The sequence below is a fragment of the Kitasatospora sp. NPDC056327 genome (assembly GCF_042261735.1).
In the GTDB taxonomy this organism is placed as follows: Bacteria; Actinomycetota; Actinomycetes; order Streptomycetales; family Streptomycetaceae; genus Kitasatospora.
On sequence record NZ_JBHJRC010000462.1, the window covers coordinates 1 to 3,911 of the forward strand.

The following is a 3,911-nucleotide window of genomic DNA, read 5'->3' on the forward strand; positions in this document are numbered from 1 at the left end:
GGGCCGGGTGGGCCGACGGCCCGCCCGTCGGCCCACCGGCGCGTCCGGCTGCGGATACGGAGGCGCATCCGGCGGTGCTTCGGGGGCGCTTCGGGCACCGGGAACCGGGCCCCGAGCCCCGGTTCCCCGAACGCCGGACCGGGCCGTGCGCGGGGCGCCATGATGGCCTCCATGAGCGAAACCGTCACCCCCGTTCCGGATCCGGCCGCATGGACCGGACTCATCGCCGCCCGGAGCGCGTACGCCGAAACCGTGAGCCCCCACTACGACGAGGTCCTGGACGAGGTCGCCGAACGGGTGTCGGCCCGCGGGAGCCTCGGCAAGGCCGACATCGGCGCCCTGCTGCTGTGGAAGCGGCTCCGGGCGGACACCCGGTGGGTCGCGGAGCTCATGGCGACGCCCGACGCCGAGGTGCGCGCGCGGACCGGCGAGGCGGTGACCGCGGTGCGCGACACCTCGTCGGCCCGCGGAGCCGCCGCCCGCCGGGGCCGGGCGGCACTGGCGGGCCTGCCCGGGTTCGGACACGGGGACGCACTCGCCTCCGCCGTGCTCACCGCCGCCGCCCCCGACCGGATGGCCGTCTACGACCGCCACTCCCACCGCGGTCTGCACCTGCTCGGCCTCCACCTCGGCGACTCCTCCGGCCGCTACGCCCGCTACATCGGGCTGCTCGACCAGCTCCTCGCCACCGCCCCCACGACCGTCACGTGGACCGCCCGCGACCTGGACCTCGCGCTCTACTGGCTCTCCCGCTCCCGGACCGACTGACCGGGGCCCGGCCCCGGACCCTGACGTCCGGTCACGGCCCCTGACGTCCGGTCACGGCCCGCCCGGTCCGGTCGGGGTGTTCACCGGCCTGCCGGGGCGACGGTCCGAGGGCCTGGCGGCGGACTCCCGCGGGAGCGGGCCGCCGGCGGTCCGGGCGGCGCGCCACGGTGCCCACCGCCGCCCGGACCGGATCCGCGCCACCTCGACACCGGCCCCGGAGAACGCCGCCGGCCACCGGCACGTCCGCGGGCGCGTCGAGCGGACCTGGTTCCCGCCCCGGCGGACCGAGGGCCGCTCCCGGACACCGGCCCCGCCGCCAACGGCCGCCCGGGGCAGATCCGGCGGTGAGCCGGTGAGCCGGGGTCACAGCCGGTCGCGGTGGCGCTCCTCGACGACGACCTCGTCGACCGCGCGGCCGCCCAGGTAGCGGCGGCGGCCGAGGATCTTCGCGTACGCCACCACACCGATGAAGCCGGCCGCCATGAGGACGATGCCGACCACGGTCAGGTTCACTCCGTCGACCTGCCAGTCGACGCCGAAGGCGAGGACCGCTCCGATCGCGAACAGGATGATGCAGCTGCCCAGGCCCATGATTTCCTCCTCGTCGGACCCGGCCCACCGTCATCGGGGGCCGCTTCGCCGCGTACCCCTGATCGCCCGGGCGATGCCTGCCGATCGCCCGGAACCGCGGGCCGCCCGGCCGGAGCCGCCGCGGCGGCCGGACGGCCCTCGGGCGCCCGGCGCTCGCCGCCGGCCGGGGCCGGTGGACGGGCGGCCCGCCCGGGGACGCGGGGAGACCGGTCCGGACGGCGCACGTCCACGGGCGCCGCGTACCCCGGGCCGCCGGGTGCATGCACCGGGACCGCGGGCCCCGGGCGACGGGTGCCCGGGGGCGCGCAGTACGGTGGATGACCGGCCACGTCCCGGGCAGGAGGCGAGCATGACCACGACCCGGCCGAACCGTGAACTGCAGACGATGGGTGACCTGTTCGGCCCGCCGGGCGCACCCGGCCCGCCCGACGTCCGGGCCAGGGCGCGTCGCCTGGTGGCCGCCAGGGCCACGGACCCCGAGGACTGTCGGCTGCTCCTTGACGCCCTCGGGCTGCTCGACGGCGAAGCGGCCGAGGGAGCGGACGACGCGGAAGCCGCGGCGGGCGTCGAGGAGCCTGCCGACGGATCCGCCGGGCGCGGGGACCGCCCCGCGTCACGGCCGGGCGGCGACCGGGCCTGACCCGACCGGCCCGGCACGGTCCACGTGCCCGGGGGGCCGAGCGGCCGGACGGCGAAGGGGGGCCCGCCCGGGACCGCGGCCGGGTCGCACGCACGACGTGCCCCCGTGCGACCGACCCGGCGCACGGGGGCGCGGGCCCACGGGCCCAGCACGGTCCGCGGTGCCGCGCAAGACCCGATCGGCCTCCTCCTGCGGTGTGGCCGGAGGGCGCCGGCCGCCGGCCGGCCGGGCTCCGCGGGCGCCCCGCCGCGGTCCTGACGAAGGGCGGCGGCAGGCACGTTCGCGCAGCTCGGATGGGGTGCGTGGGGCCGGGCAGGTGTACCGCGGCCGGTGGGGCCGCCGGGGCCGGTGGCCGCTTGGTGCAACACGGGAGGCGCACCGCGTCATGCTCATGCACAGACTGCGCCCCCTTGCTCCTTCGCGCGCCCCTGCCACCACCACACCTCCCGCACAAAGCTTTTGGGCGGCCCATCGACTGGGATATGACCGACGTATGTGTACACGACAGCCGAGGGGCTGGACGTCGGCTTGAGGGGGGCATCCACCGTGCAGTCAGGGACGAACGACCTCCGACCGGAGGGGCGGGCCGAGGGCGAGTACGCGCCGTCGTTCGCGCAGCACCGCATGTGGTTTCTCGACCGGCTGGCGGGCGGTCGCAGTGCCGAGTACATCGCCTCACCGATGTGGCGGGTCCGCGGTCCGCTGGAGAGACCGCGGCTGGACCGGGCGCTGACCGCGCTGGTGGAACGGCACGGCTCGCTGCGCACGCGCTTCGCCGAGCGCGACGGCGTTCCGCGCGCCCTCGTCGCCGAGCGGCCGGAGGTCCGGATCGACTGGCGCGAGGCCGCCGACGCCGCCGAAGCGGGGCGGGAGGCCGAGGCCGTGGCGGCCCTGCCGTTCGACCTCGCCGCGGGGCCGCTGCTGCGGGTCGTCGTCTGGCGGCTGAGCGCGACCGAGCACGTCTTGCTGGTCGCCGTGCACCACATCGTCTCGGACGGCTGGTCGCTGGGCGTGCTGGTCCGCGAGCTCGGCGCGCTGTACGCCGGTGACACGCTCCCCCCGCTCCCCGTGCAGTACGGGGACTTCGCCGATCTGCAGCGCCGGGAGCTGGCCGGCAAGGTCCTGGAGCAGGGCCTGACGTACTGGCGGGAGCGGCTGGCCGTGCTGCCGGCCCTGGAACTGCCGACCGACCGGCCCCGGCCCGCCGAACCCTCCTGGACCGGCGCCACCCGCGAGTTCACCCTCGAACCCGAACTCGTCACCCGCCTCGAACGCCTGGGCCGCGAACACGGCGCCACCCTCTACATGACCCTGCTCGCCGCCTTCCAGATCCTGCTCGCCCGCTGGAGCGGACAGCGCGACTTCGGCATCGGCGTCCCCGTCGCCGGACGCGCCCGCCCCGAGGTCGAACACCTCATCGGCCTCTTCGTCAACACCCTCGTCATGCGCACCGACCTCGACGGCGACCCCGCCTTCACCGACCTCCTCACCCGCGTCCGCGACCGCACCCTCGACGCCCTCGACCACCAGGACGTGCCCTACGAGCGGATCGTCCGGGAGCTGCGGCCGGAGCGGCCGGACACGGACTCGCTGATCGACACCTGGTTCGCGATGCAGAACCTGCCGGACGGCGCGGAGGACGCCCAGGAGGACGCCCCGGAGCAGGACGCGCAGCACGGCGCACGGGGCGGCCCGGACGGCGCCCGGTCACCCGGCCCGCTGCGGTTCACCGACTTCGGGACGGACCGGCCCCGGGCGCTGTTCGCGCTGTCGCTGTTCGCCCAGCCGCGCCCGGACGGGGTGGCGATGACGTTCGTGTACCGGACCGACCTGTTCGACGCGGCGACGATCGACCGCCTGGTCGAGGCCTGCCGCACCCTCCTCACCACCGTCGCCGACAACCCCGCCACCA

General features: G+C 76.8%; 4 protein-coding genes. 3 read left to right on the plus strand and 1 reads right to left on the minus strand.

Annotated features, from left to right (window positions below; all coding sequences use genetic code 11):
- Nucleotides 1-171 precede the first annotated feature (171 nt).
- The gene (locus tag ACFCX4_RS35180; protein WP_376151368.1) at nt 172-768 is read left to right on the plus strand and encodes a hypothetical protein; all 597 of its coding nucleotides are present in this window, start codon (nt 172-174) and stop codon (nt 766-768) included.
- A 363-nt stretch (nt 769-1,131) separates the two neighbouring features.
- Here the strand turns inward: ACFCX4_RS35180 and ACFCX4_RS35185 are convergent, their stop codons facing one another.
- Nucleotides 1,132-1,359: a DUF6458 family protein gene (locus tag ACFCX4_RS35185; protein ID WP_376151369.1), complete on the minus strand. Its 228-nt coding sequence runs from the start codon at nt 1,357-1,359 to the stop codon at nt 1,132-1,134.
- Between the two features lie 349 nt (nt 1,360-1,708).
- Between ACFCX4_RS35185 and ACFCX4_RS35190 the strand changes: the two genes are divergently transcribed.
- Together ACFCX4_RS35190 and ACFCX4_RS35195 are read left to right on the plus strand one after the other, a co-directional pair.
- On the plus strand, nt 1,709-1,999 hold the full coding sequence (locus tag ACFCX4_RS35190; RefSeq protein WP_376151371.1) for a hypothetical protein: 291 nt from the start codon (nt 1,709-1,711) through the stop codon (nt 1,997-1,999).
- 546 nt (nt 2,000-2,545) lie between these two features.
- Nucleotides 2,546-3,911, plus strand: a 1,366-nt coding sequence (locus ACFCX4_RS35195; protein WP_376151373.1) for a condensation domain-containing protein, incomplete at its 3' end; no start/stop codon positions are given.